The organism is Dorea sp. Marseille-P4042 (assembly GCF_900290215.1).
Classification (GTDB): Bacteria; Bacillota; Clostridia; order Lachnospirales; family Lachnospiraceae; genus Dorea; species Dorea formicigenerans.
The window spans coordinates 166179-187200 of record NZ_OLMI01000004.1 but is presented as its reverse complement, the minus strand read 5'-3'; the positions used below and the strand labels follow the sequence as shown (position 1 = coordinate 187200).

32 protein-coding genes and 1 tRNA gene are annotated in these 21022 nt (G+C 42.8%); all 33 read left to right on the top strand.

Features of this window, described 5'->3' with window-relative positions; all coding sequences use genetic code 11:
* Entirely contained in the window at window positions 1-204 is a 204-nt protein-coding gene (locus C7E02_RS18980) for a hypothetical protein (RefSeq protein ID WP_105310460.1), read from the top strand.
* The gene (locus C7E02_RS18975; protein WP_105310459.1) at window positions 197-637 is read left to right on the top strand and encodes an RNase H family protein; all 441 of its coding nucleotides are present in this window, start codon (window positions 197-199) and stop codon (window positions 635-637) included. The genes C7E02_RS18980 and C7E02_RS18975 overlap by 8 nt, the downstream gene beginning before the upstream one ends.
* A complete protein-coding gene (locus tag C7E02_RS18970; RefSeq protein WP_105310458.1) occupies window positions 630-1070 on the top strand; it encodes a Cas9 inhibitor AcrIIA9 family protein in 441 nt (146 codons plus the stop codon). The genes C7E02_RS18975 and C7E02_RS18970 overlap by 8 nt, the downstream gene beginning before the upstream one ends.
* A gap of 1 nt (window position 1071) precedes the next feature.
* Window positions 1072-3027, top strand: a complete 1956-nt coding sequence (locus C7E02_RS18965; protein ID WP_105310457.1) for a PcfJ domain-containing protein — start codon at window positions 1072-1074, stop codon at window positions 3025-3027.
* Between the two features lies 1 nt (window position 3028).
* The gene (locus C7E02_RS18960; RefSeq protein ID WP_105310456.1) at window positions 3029-4288 is read left to right on the top strand and encodes a hypothetical protein; all 1260 of its coding nucleotides are present in this window, start codon (window positions 3029-3031) and stop codon (window positions 4286-4288) included.
* The gene (locus tag C7E02_RS18955) at window positions 4264-4629 is read left to right on the top strand and encodes a hypothetical protein (protein ID WP_029732211.1); all 366 of its coding nucleotides are present in this window, start codon (window positions 4264-4266) and stop codon (window positions 4627-4629) included. Before C7E02_RS18960 ends, C7E02_RS18955 begins: the two co-directional genes overlap by 25 nt.
* Before the next feature lie 61 nt (window positions 4630-4690).
* Complete coding sequence (locus C7E02_RS19300; protein ID WP_005332004.1) at window positions 4691-4828, top strand: hypothetical protein; 138 nt, start codon at window positions 4691-4693, stop codon at window positions 4826-4828.
* Between the two features lie 66 nt (window positions 4829-4894).
* A complete protein-coding gene (locus tag C7E02_RS18945; protein WP_242979047.1) occupies window positions 4895-5287 on the top strand; it encodes a hypothetical protein in 393 nt (130 codons plus the stop codon).
* A complete protein-coding gene (locus tag C7E02_RS19295) occupies window positions 5221-5493 on the top strand; it encodes a hypothetical protein (RefSeq protein ID WP_154104217.1) in 273 nt (90 codons plus the stop codon). The genes C7E02_RS18945 and C7E02_RS19295 overlap by 67 nt, the downstream gene beginning before the upstream one ends.
* Entirely contained in the window at window positions 5490-5738 is a 249-nt protein-coding gene (locus C7E02_RS18940) for a hypothetical protein (protein ID WP_005332007.1), read from the top strand. The genes C7E02_RS19295 and C7E02_RS18940 overlap by 4 nt, the downstream gene beginning before the upstream one ends.
* Before the next feature lie 392 nt (window positions 5739-6130).
* Window positions 6131-6304: a hypothetical protein gene (locus C7E02_RS19290; RefSeq protein ID WP_005332009.1), complete on the top strand. Its 174-nt coding sequence runs from the start codon at window positions 6131-6133 to the stop codon at window positions 6302-6304.
* Window positions 6291-6671, top strand: a complete 381-nt coding sequence (locus tag C7E02_RS18930; RefSeq protein ID WP_105310454.1) for a DUF551 domain-containing protein — start codon at window positions 6291-6293, stop codon at window positions 6669-6671. Before C7E02_RS19290 ends, C7E02_RS18930 begins: the two co-directional genes overlap by 14 nt.
* A 3-nt stretch (window positions 6672-6674) precedes the next feature.
* Window positions 6675-7229, top strand: coding sequence for a hypothetical protein (locus C7E02_RS18925; protein ID WP_105310453.1), 555 nt, complete (start codon window positions 6675-6677; stop codon window positions 7227-7229).
* A gap of 10 nt (window positions 7230-7239) precedes the next feature.
* Window positions 7240-7887, top strand: a complete 648-nt coding sequence (locus C7E02_RS18920) for a type II toxin-antitoxin system PemK/MazF family toxin (RefSeq protein ID WP_005332015.1) — start codon at window positions 7240-7242, stop codon at window positions 7885-7887.
* Window positions 7888-7896: 9 nt separating this feature from the next.
* Entirely contained in the window at window positions 7897-8064 is a 168-nt protein-coding gene (locus C7E02_RS19285) for a hypothetical protein (protein WP_158683106.1), read from the top strand.
* Entirely contained in the window at window positions 8061-8336 is a 276-nt protein-coding gene (locus tag C7E02_RS18915) for a hypothetical protein (RefSeq protein ID WP_105310452.1), read from the top strand. Before C7E02_RS19285 ends, C7E02_RS18915 begins: the two co-directional genes overlap by 4 nt.
* A 143-nt stretch (window positions 8337-8479) precedes the next feature.
* The gene (locus C7E02_RS18910) at window positions 8480-9511 is read left to right on the top strand and encodes a tyrosine-type recombinase/integrase (protein ID WP_105310451.1); all 1032 of its coding nucleotides are present in this window, start codon (window positions 8480-8482) and stop codon (window positions 9509-9511) included.
* Between the two features lie 8 nt (window positions 9512-9519).
* Complete coding sequence (locus tag C7E02_RS18905; protein ID WP_105310450.1) at window positions 9520-9930, top strand: hypothetical protein; 411 nt, start codon at window positions 9520-9522, stop codon at window positions 9928-9930.
* A gap of 194 nt (window positions 9931-10124) precedes the next feature.
* Window positions 10125-10196: transfer RNA gene (locus C7E02_RS18900), tRNA-OTHER, on the top strand.
* Window positions 10197-10227: 31 nt separating this feature from the next.
* Window positions 10228-12291, top strand: coding sequence for a PBSX family phage terminase large subunit (locus C7E02_RS18895; RefSeq protein WP_242979038.1), 2064 nt, complete (start codon window positions 10228-10230; stop codon window positions 12289-12291).
* Window positions 12291-13652 carry a phage capsid protein gene (locus C7E02_RS18890; RefSeq protein WP_105310449.1) on the top strand — a complete coding sequence of 454 codons (1362 nt, stop codon included), beginning with the start codon at window positions 12291-12293 and terminating at the stop codon, window positions 13650-13652. The genes C7E02_RS18895 and C7E02_RS18890 overlap by 1 nt, the downstream gene beginning before the upstream one ends.
* A gap of 9 nt (window positions 13653-13661) precedes the next feature.
* Window positions 13662-15410, top strand: a complete 1749-nt coding sequence (locus tag C7E02_RS18885; protein ID WP_005332026.1) for a phage minor capsid protein — start codon at window positions 13662-13664, stop codon at window positions 15408-15410.
* Window positions 15358-15567, top strand: a complete 210-nt coding sequence (locus tag C7E02_RS19340) for a hypothetical protein (protein ID WP_147350434.1) — start codon at window positions 15358-15360, stop codon at window positions 15565-15567. Before C7E02_RS18885 ends, C7E02_RS19340 begins: the two co-directional genes overlap by 53 nt.
* A 66-nt stretch (window positions 15568-15633) precedes the next feature.
* On the top strand, window positions 15634-15933 hold the full coding sequence (locus C7E02_RS18880) for a DUF4406 domain-containing protein (protein ID WP_105310448.1): 300 nt from the start codon (window positions 15634-15636) through the stop codon (window positions 15931-15933).
* A 177-nt stretch (window positions 15934-16110) separates the two neighbouring features.
* Window positions 16111-16716: a phage scaffolding protein gene (locus tag C7E02_RS18875; protein ID WP_105310447.1), complete on the top strand. Its 606-nt coding sequence runs from the start codon at window positions 16111-16113 to the stop codon at window positions 16714-16716.
* A gap of 18 nt (window positions 16717-16734) precedes the next feature.
* On the top strand, window positions 16735-17829 hold the full coding sequence (locus C7E02_RS18870; RefSeq protein WP_105310446.1) for a P22 phage major capsid protein family protein: 1095 nt from the start codon (window positions 16735-16737) through the stop codon (window positions 17827-17829).
* Window positions 17830-17839: 10 nt separating this feature from the next.
* On the top strand, window positions 17840-18220 hold the full coding sequence (locus C7E02_RS18865) for a hypothetical protein (protein ID WP_105310445.1): 381 nt from the start codon (window positions 17840-17842) through the stop codon (window positions 18218-18220).
* A 2-nt stretch (window positions 18221-18222) separates the two neighbouring features.
* Complete coding sequence (locus C7E02_RS18860) at window positions 18223-18651, top strand: DUF6751 family protein (RefSeq protein WP_005332032.1); 429 nt, start codon at window positions 18223-18225, stop codon at window positions 18649-18651.
* Window positions 18652-19071, top strand: coding sequence for a minor capsid protein (locus tag C7E02_RS18855; protein ID WP_005332033.1), 420 nt, complete (start codon window positions 18652-18654; stop codon window positions 19069-19071). It begins immediately after the preceding gene.
* Window positions 19068-19502: a hypothetical protein gene (locus C7E02_RS18850; protein WP_005332035.1), complete on the top strand. Its 435-nt coding sequence runs from the start codon at window positions 19068-19070 to the stop codon at window positions 19500-19502. The genes C7E02_RS18855 and C7E02_RS18850 overlap by 4 nt, the downstream gene beginning before the upstream one ends.
* Before the next feature lie 3 nt (window positions 19503-19505).
* A complete protein-coding gene (locus tag C7E02_RS18845; protein ID WP_105310444.1) occupies window positions 19506-20012 on the top strand; it encodes a phage tail tube protein in 507 nt (168 codons plus the stop codon).
* 52 nt (window positions 20013-20064) lie between these two features.
* Window positions 20065-20406, top strand: a complete 342-nt coding sequence (locus tag C7E02_RS18840) for a DUF6673 family protein (protein WP_105310443.1) — start codon at window positions 20065-20067, stop codon at window positions 20404-20406.
* A complete protein-coding gene (locus C7E02_RS18835) occupies window positions 20403-21008 on the top strand; it encodes a bacteriophage Gp15 family protein (RefSeq protein ID WP_105310442.1) in 606 nt (201 codons plus the stop codon). Before C7E02_RS18840 ends, C7E02_RS18835 begins: the two co-directional genes overlap by 4 nt.
* Window positions 21009-21022 lie beyond the last annotated feature (14 nt).

Sequence of the window (21022 nt, the reverse complement as noted above, 5' to 3'; positions counted from 1 at the left end):
GTGAAAGTTGAAGTGAATGAGACGCTTTTGAAAGAGTTTGGGCGCGTGTATAACGCCTGGAACAAGGAACATGGCATGGAGCCAGTATTGGATACCAGAGCATTAGCAGATATGGCAATTGCGAAAGCGGTCATGGTCATGAGAGATCACATCGAAGCAGATACGGAAAGGAAAAAATACTTGGAGGAACAAGAAGGTGTTTAAAGTGAATATCTACTTAGCTCAAGACACAGCAAGCACCAGTAAATACAAGAGGTCACACGGTTTCGTGATTGCTTACAAAAAGAAAAATGGAGAGGACGAGACCAGGCAGGGATTTGGAGAGACGGAGGAGACCTATCACGGGGCGACATTAATATGCTTGTTGGACGCCATGGAGCTTCTGACACAGCCGTGTGAGATTACAGTACATTCCGAAGACCGATTTGTTCTGAACATGATGAAGAACAATCTGGAAAAATGGGCGGAAACAGATTTCAGGAACGCCAAAGGAGATCCATTGAAACATGCGGAGCTGTGGGAAGAGCTATGGAAAATAATAGCAGAAAAAGGACATGAGCTTGAAATTGAGAGCGGCCATCATGCTTACAGTGAATGGTTGGAGAGCGAAATGAAAAGGAGAGAGAAAAATGTATGATATTTTCGGAAATATGGATTCTATAGAGGAGATTAATGCGTGTGCGTTAGGGTTGCTGCAGGAAGGGGATACCGAAAGAATCAAGGAACTTGCGAAAGAGAACGGTATTCCGGAGTTTTTCGCACAGGACATGATAGAGGGGCGGTCGAAAGAGCTGACGGACAACCTGAATGCTGCCATGGGAAAGTTGGACATTGAGGCAGTAGGATATAAAAATAATCAGATTCCGGTCGAGCCGATCTTGGACTACTTAAAAAGCCAGTGCACAGACGAGCACTTTGCGGCGTGTGTGCGACGCCGCACAAAATCCGTAAAAAACTGCATGAAACTGATTGAGGATAATTGCAAAAAAATCCAGAAGGATACTGGAAAGCATTATGTGGCAGACATGACAGTATTTGAGTGGGCAAGAGATTACTTCCTGGAGGCATGATATGAAAAAGAGCGAATTATTAAAGCTTCCAGCTATGAAAGCCACAAAAGAAATGTACGAAAAAGCATGGCTCGAAGAGGAGTATGATCGTTATCGACGCCCATCAGTCACCGGACCGAAATACAGAAAATTCTACAGAGCCAGAAAAACACAAGGAATATTGGAAGTCGATGTATTTTACTACAGGGACTTGAGACTAAAGACATCTCGCCCAGCATTTCGGATATTTTTACATGATGGAAAATACGATACATACGAGACGATTGAAAGAAAGTGGCGCACAGCAACCATTGAGAACCTGCAGTTTGGAGTGAGTTACAACGACGGCGAGAGTGCCGCGTATCAGACATATTGGATCACAGAAAGAGACCGTAAAACTATAAAGGATTTTACGAAAAATGGTGAAGAAAGCCCACACAGTGCAATCCTTGGGTGGCAGCAGTACGAAAAACATCGGAAAGAAACGGATCGGATTGATGATGAGATGGCAATCATTCCAGAGATTCCAAAAGATTTTGAGGACTGGGCGAAAAAAGATGCAGTACCACAATATATGTACTACGAATCCGGAAAGAACATAGGACGCTGCACCTGTTGTGGAAAGACGCAGGAGTTGTCCGGCCATAAGTACGGAAAAGAAGGAAAATGCAAATACTGCAAGAGAAAAGTTATCTACAAAACTTATAAAAAAAGTCCACAAATTACGGATAAATCAAGCGCTGCATTGATTCAAAAAACTCCGGCCGGATTTGTGTTCAGATACTTCGACGTATATCAGCGGATATGCGAAGGGGAAAGAACAGAATTTAACATCTACGAAAGTATAAGGATCACATACGATGACTTATGGTATAGACGTGGCATTTATTCTTACCACAGATATAAGACAACGAATAAGGTGCGCTGGTGCAATGGATATGAGTTCGGAGGATGTTATTGGGGAGGAGGAAAAGAAGAAGGAAAAGCAGTCCTATATCCGCGAAATTTAAAAAGGGCGCTAAAAGGAAGTAAATTGGAATACTCAGGATTACCGGAATTTGCCTGCCAGAATATTCCATTTTACCAACAGAATTACATAGATACAGCAACAGAATATCAGGGAATCGAAAAACTGGTAAAAGCAGGATATTACAATCTGACTGCAGACAGCATCAATGGAGGAAGTGATGCAGCACTTTCCTTAAGAGAAAAGAAATTAAGAAAAGTGCTGGGACTTCAAGGTGAATACTACAATCTCATCAAAAAGAAAGACCCACACATGAGAGAGTATAGAGCGCTGTATAACTGCCAGCAGGCAGGAATCCGGGTAACATGGGAACAGGTTCAGGAAATGTCTAAATATGGCAGGGATTTTGCAATATACATGAGGCATACAACACCACATAAGATGCTTAGATATATCCGGGAAAATACCACAAGAAAATGGAATAATGGGGATAGACAGACAGTCACGGATTATCACGATTATCTACAGATGGCCGCAATCTTGGGATACAACATGGACGACCCATATGTATTATATCCAAAGAACTTAAAAGAACGTCATGATCAGCTCGTGCAAGAGCAGGAAGAAAGAAAAATAGAATTGCAGGGAAAGAAAGACGACCAAAAGGACGGAACGCTAAGAGAGATGATAAAAAGGAGTGGATGGAAAGCCTACGAAATGGAGACGGATGACCTGTTGATGAGATTACCAAAAAGAGTAAGAGAAATCAGGCAGGAAGGGCAGAACCAGCACCATTGTGTAGCGACTTATATAGATAGAATGGTATCCGGAGAGACCTGTATTCTTTTTATCAGAAAAAAGGAAGAACCGGAAGAGAGTTATTACACGGTCGAGGTCAGAGAGGGAGAAGTGATCCAAGTGCGTGGGAAGTACAATAAAGATCCGGGAGAAGATGTAAAAAAGTTTATGAATACATTCAAAAAGCGGATTCAAATGAGAAAGGCGGGATAATATGGATGAAATAAGAGTAACCGAGTCATTGGACGAGATGACGATAATCATAAAAGCACTATTAAACGATATAGCAGAGAGCTTTATATCGGTGGGATTTTATCTAAAAAAGACAGAACAGGACGAGCTGTATAAACAGGCAGGATACAGAAATATCTGGGAATATGCCAAGGACACATTTGGAATAGGGCGTTCCACGGCAAGCCGCTTCATGGACATCAACACAAAATACAGTATCGGAGGATTCTCAACGCAGATCGATGACAAATGGAGAGGCTATGGAAGCAGTAAGCTCACGGAGATGTTGGGACTTCCGGAAGAAATCCAGGAAGCTATATCAACAGAAGCCACGGTCAAGGACATCCGGGAGGCAAAAGGGATTATCCGGGAAACAGAAGTACATTATGATGATCAGATGGAGCTGTGCGACATCGCACAGGAAGAACCACAGGAAACAGACTGGATGGTGGAATTAGCAAGAGAGTATTTTAAAGACGGAAAAGAAGCATTTCAGAAGCTTCTCGATTGGGAGCGCAAGGATCCGGATGGATCAGACATATCCAGAGAGCTTCTGGTTATCTTAAACCCGACAAAATTCAAAATGATTCGCTTAGAATATGCCAATGTCATGATGACTGAACATACTATCAAGGTTATGCCGTATCGGAATCATGGAGAAAATCAGGAATATGATTACATGGACTTTGCTAAAGGATTTGAAAAATTGTTCCTCCCGGAGTATTCGGAAGACCTGAAGATGGCAGCAGGCGACCTGTATAAGAGAATCTATGACGAATCGTTACATCCGGATACACAAGAAAAAATACCGGAAAAGAAACCGGAGAAAAAGTCGCCAGTTTCAGTAAAGACAGAAGCTCCGAAGAAATCAGAGCCGAAAAAAGAACCGCCAAAAGAACAGGCACAGGAAGTCAAGAAAGATCCGGAAGAACAGATTCCGGGACAGACCGAAATCACGAAGGATTTTCCGGAATATTGTCCAGATAACATGGAAGTGCCGACAGAGGTCACGGAAGAGGAAGAAATCAAAAGGGCTTACGCCACGAGAAGATTATACATGGCATCAATCCCAGCGCAGGAAGCAGCAGAGTATATGGCGAAAGTTATGGATAAGAAAATGCGTTCCATGCGAGGTGTAAGTTTTGCAGCACTGGGAAAAGAGGAATTCTGGACAGAATTGCTCGAGGCGGAAGTGGATAAGAACGGAGAGGAGATTGAATGCGTAGAGCAATGTGCGAATTGATGTATCCCAAACCACAGAAAAAAAAGAAACGAAAGCACCACCCGGAGCCAATCGTAGAAACATATCCGGGTATTTGCTACCTGTGTGCCAAGGAAGAAGGCAACTGGAATTATCAGTACACAGAATGCCACCATGTAGTATTTGGAGGCGGAGGACGCACCAGAAGCGAAGAGAATGGTTTAAAAGTATATTTGTGCCGGAGACACCACAAGGAAGGCAAAGACGCTGTACATAATTGCCGTGCAACCCGTGAAAGGTTATGCGCCTATCTACAGGAAGCATACGAACAGGATCACACACGAGAGGAGTGGATGAATATTGCCTACAAAAATTACCTCTAACCTTAGGAAAGACAAAAGCTCCCGAGATTTCTATAAGGGTGAATATGTGAAGTGCATTCCGATGGGAGAAGAGAAAGAGAGGCTGGGAATCGTGTTCGAGAAAGAACATCTGGCAGATACAGTCACAGTATACCTGGAAGACACGGGAGTATTTGTCGTATTACCGGTAAAAAGAGTAAGAAAACTACAGCACCAATAGTGTATCACAGTCACTATTAACCATAGATTCCCTCCGGCCGGTGGAGCCGGAGGAGAAAGGAGACACATGAACAAAATATATGCCGTAGATTTCGACGGCACGTTAAATACAGCAGAATACCCGAAACTGGGAGAACCCAATACAGAATTATTCCAATTTCTGATCAAACGGCAGCAGTCCGGAGATAAAATTATACTCTGGACATGCAGGGAGGGAGACCTATTGCAGGAGGCAGTCATATACTGCAGGGCGAATGGATTGGAGTTTGATGCAGTCAATGACAATATTCCAGAATATAAGAACAAATATAAGAACAACTGTCGGAAGGTCTATGCAGATTATTATATCGACGACCGGAACAAGATGGTTGTAGCAAGGAGGCGCAGAAAGAAATGTGGTCCATTAAATCGGACGAATGTCTGGAATTATATCAAGAAGACGAAAAAATCGCAGCATTGATCTGGGACGAAGCGGAATTATGCTGGTTCTTGTGGTATCGGATGAGCCTATTTCCAAGGCTTTCATGTATTGGAGAAATGGAAGGCTTCGGCAAGTTAGATATTGAACCGGTACAGATGGCAGCAGTTGAGACCATTATAGATTACTGCAAGAGACAAGCAGATAAATGGGAAGGACGTGCAGCGGATATGGAGGAAATGCTATGAAGTGGATTCGGGAAAGCATGACACAAATCGATCTCGTAGACGGAGAGAAAAAGCTTGCTTATATCGTATACAAAAGCTTCCGGTGGCTTCTCTACGAAGGCGGTGAAGAGTGGGGCATAGATTTGAAAATCTATGAACAACACCAGGTAGAAGAAGCGCAGATGGCAGCAGTCGAGGAATTAATCAGATACCACGCCGAAAAAGCCAAAAGCTTTCGGAAGTACAGAAGGGAGGCGGCAGCGTAAAAGAATATGATAAAGACTTGCTGAGATCCCTGGTAGAACAGGGGCTGACCAATAGAAAGATAGCAGAAAAGATGGGACTTACCCAAACACAGGTACAATATAGAATTACGGCAGATGGATTAGTCGGAATTCGAAGAGAGGGTGGAGACCCAACACAGAGAAAGCCGCGGGAAGTAAAGGAAAAACACAAAGAAAAACCAAAAGGCTCAAACGGTGATAGAAAAAAAATGCAAGACCTGTAAATGGCGTGCAAGATATCCCGTCAGCTTATGTAATTACGGAGCATTCCATAAATTTTCCAGAAGCCATTACTGCACAGCTGATAATTGCACTGTCTACGAAAAAGGCAAACCAATGAAAGAAAAACTAAGTTAAGAAAAGAGGAAAAAAAGATGCAAGGATATATATGTGGAATTGCCGACAATAGCAGAATAGACTATTGCCCGATATGCGGAGAGGCGTTGGGAACAAACGCATACTACGGAGACGGAACCGCAGTATGTGACGAATGCGGCTTTCATTTTGCAGTCATAGAATGTGAGGAAGAAGAAAATGGGATATCTTAGAAAAGACATGGTAATTAATGCATTAAGAGAAGATATGCAAGATACTAAAATGTGTTATGAAGGATGCCAGGAAAAGGAATTAATTGAGTTTTGCTACAACTGCATGGAACGCGCAGTAGACAGATTACCGCAGTATTACCCGGAAAATGTAGTAGAAGAGACAAGATGGATTCCGGCAAGCAAACGCTTGCCGGAGCATGGAAAATATGTATTGATATCATGCGAAGGCTTTGACGTTCCAAGCGTCGGAAAATACGAGGAAGACGATATTGGAGGAACATTCTATCTTAACGAAGACGTACCGTGTGAAGACTTCGGAATAGTCGTAGAAGCTTGGAGACCACTTCCAGAACCATATAAGGAGTAGAAAATGAACAGGAAAATGGTAACTAGTTTTTTAAGTAATCTGCTGATAACAAAGAAATTACAAGGAATAGGCAAATACTGGGCATCAGAAGTCAGTATCGATCATGGAAGCAAGAACGTAAAAAGAGTAGATTTCATGCAGTTCATGCCACCAAACCAATGCTCCGTAGGAGCAATCGAAAAAGGACAATTCATCTGTTACGAAATTAAGAGTTGCCGGGAAGATATCTACAGCGGAAACGGACTGAATTTTCTTGGTGAGCAAAATTACATCGTAACAACAATGGAGTGTTACAAGGATTTAATCGCAGACAGAAATTCAGGAAAGCTTTTAGAACACATCAGGGAATGTAACCCGGAATCATCTAGGTACTACGGAATCATGGTAGCGATCCCAGAAAGCAGAAAAGAGTGGGACGAATTTGAAAATCCTACACCACTTACAAAAGCAACAATGGCTGGAGAGTGGAGATTGCATAAAATAATTCCTTGCACACCAGGACCAAGAAAACGATCAATAACAGAATTACTGTTCTACATGCTCAGATCAGGAAAATAGGAGAGGGAATATGGACAGTGCAAAAAGAAATGGAGCCGGTTATTACGACCCAACAGCATTTCAAGCTATCAAAAATACAGAGAAGGGAGCAAAAAAAACAATGGAAATATATAGAGGAGACATATTCTACATCAAAAAAATAAATCAGGACACAGGTAGACCTGCGGTTATCGTGTCGAACAACGACATTAACGAAAGTCAGAACATGGTAGAAGTGGCATATCTGGTAGAAAAGCCAAATGAATCACTGCCAACACACGCAAAAGTAAAATGCCATCTACCATCTACGGCGCTATGCGAGCAGGTTGTAAGTGTCAGCAAAGACAGAATTGACGGATTCATACGCACCTGTACGGACGAGGAAATAGAGAAAATTAACAAGGGGTTATCCATCTCACTCGGAATCACAGAAAGCGACGACACTATGGCAGAAAAGCTGAAAGAGCTGACAGATTCTCTGAGTGAGGCACAGAGAATAAATGATGGACTTCGAAACAGAATTAAGGAAGAGACTGATAAACAGCAGGAATTAGAAAAACAATTATCACAGATAGAGACAGAAAACACAGACGAAACCATCAAAGTCGCGGCAGAAAGAGACATATACAAAGACTTATACATGAAATTAACAGAAAAGCTTATAGGAGATAAGATTTAGGAGGCTGCAATGGACAAGAAAGAATATGACGAAATAGAAGAACAGGCAAACAGGTTACAGAGTGAAGCTGGTAGAAGATGCAATCAGCAAATAAAAGAAGTTAACAAATACCACGAAGGATACATTCAGGGAGTGGAAGACTTGCTAATAACTATAAGGAGAGGAGGAGTAAAATGATGGCATATTATTGTGACCGTTGCGGGAAAGCAATTGTAGACGGAACCATCTATAGAGTGGCAATCACAGCCGAGAGCGTAAGTATACTTGGCACAGTAGATGCGTTGGCAACAGCATTTGAAGCAGGCGCGGTAAAAGCCAGATGCTACTGTGGAGAGTGTAAACGGGAAATAAAATCATTTTTATACAATAGAGAAAAACAGGAACAGCCAGAAGAACAGCCGGAAGGCTGGAAAGCAAGAATGCTTGAAAAATTCCAAAAAAGAGTATAACAACTGTGGCAGCAGTCAAGGGTGAGTGAACATTGACAATAAAAAAAATAAACAGTAGACCGTCCGGCAAGACACTATATCTACTGTTCATTCACCTAAGAGCATTATACCATAATGCCTCTTAGGAAACAAGGAGGACTATTATGTATAATGCCAGTATCAAAACCGAAATTATTAATAATATCATCTTCGAGATGTCCGGATACGTGGACAACACGACCTTAGATATCATGCAAAAAGTCATTGAAAAACAATTAGTAGCCGTGAACATGGAAGAGATTACAAATCTTCCGGCAGAAATCAGGACATCAACCGAAGAACAGAACCGTTATTACATCAGCCTCATGATGATCAAGAAAAAGAACTTACGTCCAGAGACAAAGGCTCAGTACCGTGATGCCATTATGCGTCTTACCAGTGTCATAGAAAAGCCACTTAACAAAATGGACGAGATTGACATTGACAGTTATCTCGACTGGTATGAGAAGCGGAACGTGGCAGCAGGAGGCAAGAAGAATCAGGCGTCAACCTGCAACAACGAACGCCGATACTTATCAGCCTTTTTCACATGGATGCGCAAAGAAAAGTTCATGAGCTATAATCCGGTGGAGGCTACGGAGCCGATGAAGGAAATAATAAAGCCAATTGATTACTTCCGGCCAGCACAGATCGAACAGCTCCGGGAGGGTTGCGTCTCTCTGAGAGACAGAGCCATCATCGAAGTGCTCAGAAGTACCGGAGCACGCGTTGGAGAAATTCCACAGATTAACATCGATCACGTAGACTGGGCGACTGGAGACATCATGATTATGAGTGAAAAGTCTTACAAGTATCGTCTGCTGTATCTAGATGAAGTAGCCAGATATCACTTGCGGAAATACTTGGACAGTCGCACAGATGACAATGAAGCACTGTTCGTGTGGGACAAGGCGCCATATAACCGTCTAAAGAAGAGTGGCATCAGAAACGCCATGAAGGAAGTAGGCAAGAATATGGACTGTAAAGTCTATCCGCATAAGCTCAGAAAGACTCTGGGAGTTAATCTCAAGGATAAGGGAACAGACATTGGAATCATTCAGGAAGTGATGGGACACGCCAATCCGACTGTGACAAGTCGCTATTACGCGCAAATCAGTCCAGAGGCAATGAGAGATGTACGGAGAAGAACAGCGTAGGAGGATATATGCCGGACACAAGACCAATTAATGAAAAGAAATATAATATCTCCAAGCACAGATTCCTGGAACTCAAGCATCACTGTATGCAGTATCAGGAATGGAGAAGAGAGCTTGCCACGCTCACAGATACCGTCAAGGCAATTGAGTATGGCAAGGAGGGACAGGGAAGCCCACCACAAGGAAGCGCCACAGAACAGTTAGCGATCAAACGAGTGGAACTAGAACAGAAATGCAAGACCATTGAGCAGACTGCCATTGAGACAGATGCGGAGTTATATCAGTGGATCCTGGAAGGAGTCACAAGCGATTATGCTACATATCGGTATCTGAGAGATGCCAAAGGTATGCCATGCGGAGATCAGAAGTATTACAGAACCAGAAGAAAATTCTATTGGCTGTTAGATCAAAAAATATAAAACATCACCACTCACGGGACAGTATTTCGTGTTAATATGATAGCGTCCAAAAGATGAGATCAGACGAATCACAAAGGACTCCTTAGAATTTCACACATCAGAGCGTGGCCTAATCACGCTCTGATAAAAAGAAGAACGAAACAACAGAAGAGAATGAACAGTGGCAGCAGTCAATTGATTGCTGCCATTTCTAATGGTCATTAGCTCAGTTGTTAGAGCAATGGTTTTCGAACCATATGTCACGGGTTCAATTCCCGTATGACCATTAACATAAAAATGAATGAGAGGTGGTGATCCTTGGCTACAGCGCCGAATTCAGACCATGCCTATGCAGACTATCTGAACGGCATGAAGTACAAAGACATCGCCGCAAAGTATGGCGTAACAATCAATACAGTAAAATCCTGGAAAAGCAGGTATCAATGGTCGCGAGATGACAAAAAAAGTGTGCACACAAAAAGCAAAAAAGTGTGCACACAAAAAACGACAGAAAAAAGTCAGAAAAAAGATACAGAAATAGAGTGCATGGAAGAATTGTCAGAAAATGCAGAATTGACCGAAAAACAAAGGCTTTTCTGTATATATTACGTGCGCTATTTCAATGCCACAAAGGCGTATCAAAAGACATATGAATGTAGCTATAAAACTGCCATGGTTAATGGCAGCAAAATGCTAAGAAATACTAAGATAAAAAATGAAATCCAAAGCCTAAAGCAGAATAAGCTCAATAGAGAGCTGCTATCCGAAGCAGATATATTTCAAAAGTATATGGACATAGCCTTTTCAGACATCACAGATTACATGGAATTCGGGACAGAGGAAGTTCCTGTGATGACAATGTATGGACCTGCAAAGATTAAAGACGAAAAGACTGGAAAAGAAAAAACGCTCACAAAAATAGTGAATGTTGCAAGATTCAAAGATTCTGCAAATGTGGACGGTACAATCATTGCTGAAGTAAAACAGGGAAGAGACGGCGCAGGTATTAAGCTTGCGGACAGAATGAAAGCTATGCAGTGGCTGTCCGATCACATGGACCTTGCCACCACGGAGCAGAAGGCAAGGATAGAGAAGCTTCAGATGGAGACTCAGAAAATAATGCCTGAGCCACCGCCAGAAAAAGAATACACTGGAATTCCAGCCACTATGGTCGCACCGGTATTTGCACCGGTGCTTTTTGATATCCAGGAACAGAGACATACAGAATATGTTTTCCCAGGAGGACGAGGAAGTACCAAGTCCTCATTTGTCAGTCTGAACATTATAGATCTGATCATGAAGAATTCGGAAATGCATGCGGTAGTTATGAGACAGGTTGCCGATACAATGAGGGGTTCTATATACCAGCAAGTGAAATGGGCGATTGATGCATTAGGACTATCAGAAGAATTCGATGCAACCGTAAGCCCACTGGAGATTACGAGAAAGAGTACCGGCCAGAAGATTTACTTCCGTGGAGCAGATGATCCGGGAAAAGTGAAATCCATAAAAGTACCATTTGGATATATCGGTATCCTGTGGTTGGAAGAGTTAGACCAGTTCACCGGTCCGGAATCAGTCAGAAAGATTGAACAGTCTGTAATCCGAGGTGGAGATGTAGCCTATATCTTCAAGACGTTCAACCCACCGAAGAGTGCAAGCAACTGGGCGAATAAGTACATCAAGATACCGAAAGCCACAAGGCTTGTGACAGAGAGCACATATCTGGACATTCCTCAGAAATGGCTTGGAAAGCCATTCATTGACGAGGCTCAGTTCCTGAAAGAGACAAACCCAGATGCTTACGAGAATGAATATCTTGGAGTTCCTAACGGATCCGGAGGAAGTGTATTCGATAATCTGGTAATCCGAGCGATTACCGATGAAGAGATAGCTCAGTTCGATAACATCAAAAATGGTGTTGACTGGGGATTCTATCCAGACAAGTATGCATTTGTCCGTGTTCATTATGACGCGGCAAGGCTGAGACTATACATTTGGCAGGAGTACACCTGCCAGAAGAAACGAAACAAACAAACTGCTGAAGAGCTGATCAAGCTCGGAATCACAGGAAATGATTTATTGACCTGTGATAGTGCAGAAAATAAGTCTATCGAAGACTATAGAGCATACGGATTATTTGCACGTCCGGCAAACAAAGGACCGGACAGCCGTACATATTCGTACAAATGGCTGCAATCACTCCGGGAGATCATCATTGACAATGTAAGATGTCCGGTAGCGGCACAGGAGTTCATGGAATATGAGTACGAAAGAGATAAGGACGGAGAAGTCATCAGTGGTTACCCAGATGGTAACGATCACACGATTGACGCCACAAGGTATGCAACAAACAGTATATGGAAACGGAGGGGCGAGTAATGCTCGAAAGAATAAAGACCTTCGTGAGAGGGGTGATAAGAAAGATGTTCCCGGCAAAAAGCATAGAACAGGCATTAGATGTAAAGCCCTGCATTTCAAGTGTCATGCAGGAGAGAATAGAGTTTTGGCATAACATGTATATCGGAATAGCACCTTGGTGCAAAGGAAGCGTAACGTCATTGAGAAAAGAGCAGGGCATCTGTATGGAGTTCGCCAACGTGTGTCTGAATGAAATGGAGTCACAGGTATCCATTGAACGCTTGGATGATATATACAAGAAAGCGATTCAAGACTTGAATGAGAACCTGCAATCTGGGCTAGCACTCGGATCATTCATCATCAAGCCGTTGGGCGGTGATAAGGTAGAGTATCTAACAGCGGATAAGTTCGTACCACTTGCCTATGATGAAAGAGGCAGGTTGACAGATGTAGTATTCATTCAAGATAAGAAAGATGGAGAAGATTACTACCGCAGATTGGAAAGACACACCTTAATAGATAGCATGCTAACGATTAGTAATCGGGCATTTGTCAGTAAGTCACAGGACGACATAGGAAGAGAGATAAGTCTGGAATCTGTAGAAGAGTGGAAGAACTTTCCGAAGAGCGTTTCCTATCAGGGGATAGATAAGCCGGACTTCGGCTATTATCGTAATCCAATCAAGAATGAGATAGATGGGAGTCCTTGTGGTGTATCTATCTACGAAGCCGGAATTGACAGACTGGAAGAGGTGGACAATCAGAATGCGCGCATAAAATGGGAATTCAAATCCGGCGAACGTGCGATACAGGTAACACCGCAGGCGGTCAAGAAGACAACAATTGGACCGAATGGTGAAATGTCATTTGAGACTGCAGATCTCGATGAGCGCTTATACAGAACCGTAGACCTTCAGGATGGAGAGTACAAGGACTTCTACCGGGAATGGTCGCCGGAATTCCGGGACACCAACATCATCAACGGACTCAACTACCATCTAAGACAGTTAGAGTTCAGTGTATGCTTAAGCTATGGAGATCTGTCAGATGTTGCAGATGTAGATAAGACTGCCACAGAAGCCAAGATTGCCAAGAAGAGAAAGTTTAACATGGTAGCAGCGATTCAGTCCAATTTAAAGGATTGCTTGGAAGATTTGGTATATGCGCTTGCATTCTACAATGCAATGTTACGCAGTGGCTATGAATTCAGCTGCACGTTCAAGGATAGTATTCTGGAGGATGAAGCAACAGAACGAGAGAACGACAGGGCAGATGTAGCGCTTGGAGCTATGCAGTTATGGGAGTACCGTATGAAGCATTATGCAGAGGACGAAGAGACAGCCAAGAAAATGGTAGCTCAGACAGCCGATGTGATTGAGTAGGTGTAAGCCATGATGTCACAAGGAGAAATCGAAGCACTAACACTTGCGATGGAAAAAGCAGCCAGGAATTTGGAAGTAAACATCATGCTGGATATTGTCCGGAGAATAAAAGCGAACCTGGACATAGAGAAGTCCATGACATCATCAGCAGACTATCAGGTCAATGTATTAAGACAGATGGGATATTCTGATGATTACATCAAGAAGCAGATCCAGATATATCTCAAAGCCTCTGATGAGGAAGTAGACAGGCTATACAACCAGACAACCGCAAATATCTACGGTCAGTACGAAGATACGTATGATTCCATGGGAAAGAAACAGACACCATTTGGAAAGCACCCGGATATACAGGCGACGGTTGCGGCAGCAGTTACACAGACAAAAGGAACATTCCAGAATATCTCACAGACACTGGGATTCACAAGAATCGTGAATGGGAAGAGACAATTCCTCCCCACAGCTAAGTTCTTTCAAAAATCCCTAGACGAAGCCATACTTGGAGTGACCACAGGGGCATTCAGCTACGATGTGGCGCTCAAAAAGGTAATACAGGATATGACCAGGAGCGGACTTCGAACTGTGGAATATGCTTCCGGCAGGACTTACAGGGTAGATTCAGCCTCCAGGACAGCACTAATGACCGGTTTTCGTCAAGTGATTGGGCATATCAATGAGCAATTGGCTGATGATCTGGACACTGACACTTATGAAGTGTCTTATCACATCGGGGCAAGACCGACGCATCAGCCATGGCAGGGACGCGTATATCCGTATAAGGAATTACAGTCAGTCTGCGGATTGGGAACCGTGACCGGATTATGTGGAGCCAATTGCTACCACTGGTATGAACCTTTCGTTCCTGGAATATCCGTAAGGAACTATACCGATGAAGAACTGGAAGATATGGTGGCGAGGGAAAATGAGACAACACCATACTACGGCAAGGAGTATAATACATATCAGGCATTACAGTATCAGAGAAAAATGGAACTGACCATGAGAAAATACAGACAGGACATTAAGCTGATGAAAGAAGGCAGCTTAAACGAACTGGAAATCATGGGCGCAAAGGCGAGATACAACCAAACCATGAACGAATACGTGAGATTCTCCAAGACCATGAAGCTCCCGGAGCAGAGAGACCGGATCTACATGGATGGACTTGGAAGAATATCTACTAAGATTGCCAAGAAGAGCGAAAAGTTAAGTGAAATGAAGCTGTCTATCCCACAGGAAGTGGTAAAGAAAGCAAAATTGAATCAGGATATTGAAACGAAAATAAATCAGGCACTTAAGAAGCTGGAGAAAGAATATATCATCTACCTGGATTCGATAGAGGGCGAAAAGCTTAATGGACATGATTTCTTCTTAACAGGAGCGTATTTGGATAAAGACGGCGTGTTAAAACATGGGATTGTATTTGATTATTCAATAGATTATAATAAGCTTGAAGAAAGAATAAGAGCAAAACATTCTGATGGATACTTTGCAGAGAAAAACTACGAAGATTGTATTGCTCATGAAATAGCACATATAATTCCATTCCAGAATTGCACTACTGCAACGGAATACATGAACATGGTTCAAAAAATAAAAGGTCAGTACGTTCCGGGAATTTCAAAATATGCAGACAGAACAAAAGATGGAAGAGAATGCCTGGCGGAAGCATTCGTCAGATACAGGAATGGAGAAAGGATACCAGATGAAGCAAGGAAACTTATCGAAAAATACATCCTTCCTTGGAGGAGGAAATAGTTCTGCAGTTCCAAAATGCATGATATGCAAACACTGTTTTACAGATTCGAACAAAATGAAATGCAAAGCATTTCCAGATGGAATCCCAGATGCGGTTTTTGAGGAGCCCTACGAAAAAGAATGTAAAAAGGGAATAAAATTTCAAAATATGAAATAGGTACCACCAGTCAATATGGCCGGTGGTATTTTTATATCCATTTTTAAGGTGGGGAGGTGAGAAAAAGTGAAAAAATTATTTATTAGTCAGCCTATGAGAGGTAAGTCAGATGAAGATATTCTGGCAGAACGCAAGAAAGCAATTGAGCTTGCACAAGAAATGATCGGTGAACCGGTAGAAGTGATTGATTCCTTCTTCCAGGAAGCACCCGCAGATGCAAAACCACTGTGGTTCCTTGGAAAATCCCTGGAACTTCTGTCAGGAGCAGATGTGGCGTATTTTGCGCAGGGGTGGGAAGATGCAAGAGGTTGTGTGATTGAGCATGACAGCGCATTAGCTTATGGAATCAAGAGCATTGTTGCCTAGGAAGGCGGTGATCCAGATATCTCCCGTTGAGACGCAGGGTTATGCGTCTTATTTTTATACAATTTTGACCGGGAAGTCATATAAACTAACGCTCTCTTGCGAACAGAGATATAAACAACGTATTGTGGGCGGAAGACACCGCAGATAAAAACAAAAACACAATGGAAAGGAAAGAATATGGATTTTTTGAAAGCAGTACTTGGAGACAGATATGAGGAATTCGTAAATCTCATCAAAGGGTACAACGAGAAACCAGAGAACAAAGACAAACAGGTGAAGCTGATTGACCTGAATAAAGGCGAATATGTCAGCAAAGCCAAGTATGATGAGGCAGATACCGCAAGAAACACACTGCGAAGCCAGCTTGACGAGGCAGAGGAGACGCTGAGAGGCTTTGAAGGGGTGGATGTAAAACAGTTACAGACTGATTTAGCTGACCTCACCACAAAAATGGGAACACAGAAAGAAGAATATGAAAATCAGATTGCACAGATGAAATTCGATGCAATTCTGGACGCTGCAATCACGACATTAGGTGGAAGAAATACAAAAGCAATCAAAGCGCTTTTGGATATTCCGAGCTTAATGGAAAGCAAAGACCAGACTGCAGACGTGCAGGCAGCAGTCAATGCATGCAAGGAAGAAAATGCCTACATGTTCGGAGACGATGAGCCAATCAACAACCCAATTGGACAGACAGGAGGACAGACTGTCACGCCGCCAGGAAAGAACCCGGAAGACATGTCCTATGAAGAGTATAGAGCATGGAGAGAGGGCAAATAGGAAAGGAAGGATAAATAAATGCTAAATACATTTTTAACACCGAAAATCATTGCACAGGAGGCGCTCATGGTACTGGAGAACCAGCTCACCATGGCAAATCTTGTACACAGAGACTATTCGAAAGAATTTGTAAAAGTAGGAGACAGCATTACCATCAGAAAGCCTGCAAGATTCTCAGCAAAGAACTTTACAGGGCAGGTACACAGCCAGAACATCACCGAAGGTTCGGCAGTTGTAAAGATGGATCGTTTCAGAGATGTTACTGTAGAGGTTGGAGCGAAAGAATTAACACTCGACATTAAAGATTTTTCTACTCAGGTAGTTGCACCGGCATTATCTGCAATTGCGCAGGCAATCGACCAGGATCTTTTAGCTGTTGGAATTCAGATGGCAGCTAAATCCGCAACAGTTTCAGCAAAACCGAGCATTACAGATATCGCAGGAGTAGGAAAAGCGCTCGATATGTCGAACGCACCGTTGCAGAACAGACGTCTTGTATTGCCGGCAGAGATCAAGTACAAGTATAATACCCTCGACAATTTAGCAAAACAGTGCTATGCGGGAACATCACAGGCACTCCGTGATGCAGAAATCGGAAGGGTATACACATGTGAGACATATTCTACAGAAAATTGCCCGCATTCTGCAGCAGATAAGCCAGGAACGGTTACAGAATATAAAGTAACAGGAACTGCAGATACTACAAAACTTAATGTGACGGAAGGAAAACCGGAAGCGGGAACAATTGCGGCAGGAGATCAGCTCATTGTGAATGGTTACACATATACAGTAACAGAGGCACTCACTCTTACAGGAGGAGCAGGAACGCTGAAAGTAGATCAGAATCTTCCAGCAGACATTAAAACTGCAACACCAGTCAAGGTAATTAACAAGGCTCATGCATTAGGGTTCCACAGAAATGGTATTGCTCTTGTAACAAGACAGCTGGAACTTCCGATGGGTGCATCAAAAGCCCATATCGCATCTGCAAACGGACTTGCAGTACGCGTAGTTATGGATTATGACCCACAAACAAAGAAAGATACAGTCTCTTTCGATTGTATTTATGGAATCAAGGAACTGGACACAAGCCTGTTAGTAGACTTCTCATAAGGAGATCGTTATGTATGCAGATTACGAATACTATGAAAAGGAATACCTCCTTGGAAAAGAGCCAGTAATTGCAGAAGGCAACTATCTGTATTATGAAAAGCAGGCGCGAGCTGAGGTGGATAAGATCACATTCAACCGATGCAGAGGATTAGATGAGATACCGGAAGAGGTAAAAGATTGCGTGTGCGACGTCGCAGAATATCTGTGTAAGTACGACAGGTATTCTGGATCTGACGCACCTGGACCGTTAGCCTCTTTCGGAAACGATGGAGAGACGGGTACTTACGACCTGTCCAATTCCATCTACACAGAATCCAAGAGAAAAGAAAAGATACAGGAGACTTTATATAAGCATCTGGCAGACACAGGGCTTCTATACAGTGGGAGGTAGGCATGAATCCGAACTATAACCAGACAATCACCATATACAATTGCGTAAAAGCAAAAGATAGTGGTGAAAAAGAGAACACCTGGCATCGTTCGACAGTGGATAAGTGTTTCTTCAAGTGTGTAATGGGAAGAACGAACGGAGATAAAACTGCAAGCATGGCAAGTGTGTACACCGCCAGAATCGCACAGTCTCCACAGTATCTTCCGTACAGGGAATATACAAAACTCTCAAAAGAAGAAAGAGCAGGTTATTTCACATTCAACATAGGCGACATTGTAGTAAAAGGTGACTGCCAGGAAGAAATCACCGGAAAAACACCGAACACTGCATCGGAGCTGCTGAACAGATGGAAACCAGAAGCGTTTGAGGTCACTGCATTTTCGGACAACACCTCTCACATGTGTGAGAAACATTACAGGGTAGGTGGTTAGATGGATATACATTTCCAATGGAATAAGCCGATACCGATAATCACAACAGAGGCGACCGGAGGGAAGAGAACGCTGCTATTCATGGCACAGGAAGCAAAAAGGCTAATGACGCCATATGTTCCGGCAAAGAACATGGTTCTGTCTTCAAATGTTCGAACATTCGTGGAAGGAGATAAAGGAGTCATTCATTATCTGTCACCTTATGCACACTTCCAGCATGAAGGTTATGTCATGGTGTCCAGAATCACGGGAAGTCCTTGGGCGAAAAAAGGTGAAAGTAAAGTTGTGACAGACCGGTTCCTGAATCATAGCGGAGCCAGACACCCACTTGCAACAGCAGAGTGGGAAAAAGAAATGAAAGCAGCAAAGATGGAAGCTTATACGGCAGCAGTACAGGCATACATAAGGAGTAAACGATGAATAAACATGAAATCATGACGGAATATGTCAGAGATAAAATAAATGAACTCTGTAAAGCGAATATGACGTTTAACTTTGCAGATGGCGAGGCGCATTCCGTATCATTTATCACGAATTTTTCCGGAAGAGTACTGAGGAAGTATATAAGAGCTGCAGACAAGGAATATGGTTTCACCATATTGATCACATGGCATTATTCCATGGATACGGACGACCTGAATATGCAGGCTATGAAAGTTGGACAGGAATTCATGGACTGGATTGAGGAACAGAACCGGGAAAAGAATTACCCGGATTTCGGGGAACAGTGCCAGATTAAGAAAATTGAGAACTTACAGAACATGCCGAACCTTGCGACGGTAGACTGGGAAAATGCACTTGCGCAGTACCAGATACCATGCAGGGTTGTATATTTCGAGAAGGAGAAGTAGAACATGAAATTAAGCGAGTTAATGAAAGGTTATACCATAGACGCGAATTATGAAGGCTGGGTAACCAATGACGACTATGTGTTTGCCATTGACACAAACCCAGGAGGAAAGACAGCAACCACACCGGCAGATTTTGTGGTTGTGGAGATGGGAATTGCCGGACTGGATTCTAACCTGAATCCGATCACACAGGATAAGACCTATATCCGTGCAGGACAGAACACAATGAAGACAGGAACGCAGAGATCATTCTCAGTGACAGGAGACAGATATGTTGGCGACGAAGCTCAGGATTACTGCCTGGCTCACGAGAGAAAATACGGCACAGGAAACAAGGTTGTTGTAAACTACCTGTACTTTAATATTTTGAACGGAAAAGGAGAAAAAGGACAGTGTTCCATTATCGTAAATTCTGACGGTTCAGGAAATGCCGGAGAATCTTCTTCCATTGACATTGAGTTCAAGAAACAGGGAAAGACACCGGAGGAGTTTGAGTACTCAGCTTCTTGAACAGAGGCTGAGACAAACAGCGTATCAACAGAAGCGGTAGAGGAGGAAGATAATGATTGAAGTAGTATTACAGGGACAGACACTGAAAGCGAATCTGTTGAATCCGGAAGTATCGAAACGGTATGAAGACGGATTTGACAAAGTAGTAAAAACATTCAATGAAGCAGCAAAATGCGAAAGAGGATCTGACGGAATTAGAATGCAGTGCCAGGCAGTCATTGATTATGTAACAGACATTTTCGGAGAAGAGCAGGCGAAAAAAGTATTTGGGGAAAGCACAGATCTTCTGGAGTGTATGGATATCATGGAAGAGATGTATGATATGTATGAAAAACACATTACACCAAAGGTAACAGAGAAAAAGCAGGAACTGATTGACAGGTTTAGCAAATGATCTACGACATGATTACAAAGGAACTTCCTTCCAAAGTTGTAATAGACGGGAAAGAAGTTCCGATAAACACAGATTTTCGGGTAGGGATACAGTTAGATGCACTTCTGAATTCAGACATGAAAGACGAAGAGCGAATACTGAAAATGCTGATTCTGTATTATCCGTGGATTCCGAAGAATCTTCCGGAGGCGATAGAAAAAATCCTCTGGTTCTACGGCTGCGGAGAACGCGTGGAAGAGCAGGAAGAGACAAAGAAACGGTATGTAAGAAAAAGCACAGGAGAACCAGCGTACTCATTCTCAAAAGATGCCGCATATATCTATACAGCATTCAAAGAGCAGTACGATATAGACCTTACAGAAATACAGGATCTGCATTGGTGGAAATTCAAAGCTCTGTTCGATTCCCTAAACGAAGAGACGCAGATGAAGAAAATAATGTATTACCGAAAGGTAAGCACATCTGGCATGGATAGAGATAGAAGAGCATACATCAATGAGATGAAAAAACTCTATAGCCTTAGTAAAGACAAAAAGAAAATGACACTAGAGCAAAGAAATGTTTCCTGGATAGCATATGTGAAATCCAGGAAGCAGGGGTAAGGAATGACAGGCGT